Origin of the sequence: Streptomyces sp. SAJ15, from assembly GCF_007595705.1 — a bacterium.
Classification (GTDB): Bacteria; Actinomycetota; Actinomycetes; order Streptomycetales; family Streptomycetaceae; genus Streptomyces.
This window is the reverse complement of sequence record NZ_NISY01000050.1, coordinates 1-310: the sequence shown is the minus strand read 5'-3', so window position 1 is coordinate 310 and position 310 is coordinate 1. Positions and strand designations below refer to the sequence as shown.

Sequence of the window (310 nt, the reverse complement as noted above, 5' to 3'; positions counted from 1 at the left end):
TATCCGCTATCGGTCACCAGGGAATATTTAGGCTTAGCGGGTGGTCCCGCCAGATTCACACGGGATTTCTCGGGCCCCGTGCTACTTGGGTGTCGCACAAGCAAGCCATCACGATTTCAGCTACGGGGGTCTTACCCTCTACGCCGGGCCTTTCGCATGCCCTTCGCCTATCGCAATGGTTTCTGACTCACCCAACAGCCGGCAGACTGCTGAAGTGCGATCCCACAACCCCGCATGCGCAACCCCTGCCGGGTATCACACACATACGGTTTAGCCTCATCCGGTTTCGCTCGCCACTACTCCCGGAATC

Annotated in this window: 1 rRNA gene; it reads right to left on the bottom strand. The window is 58.4% G+C overall.

From position 1 onward, the window contains the following. Nucleotides 1-310: ribosomal RNA gene (locus CD790_RS34270) — 23S ribosomal RNA — on the bottom strand; the annotation flags it as partial.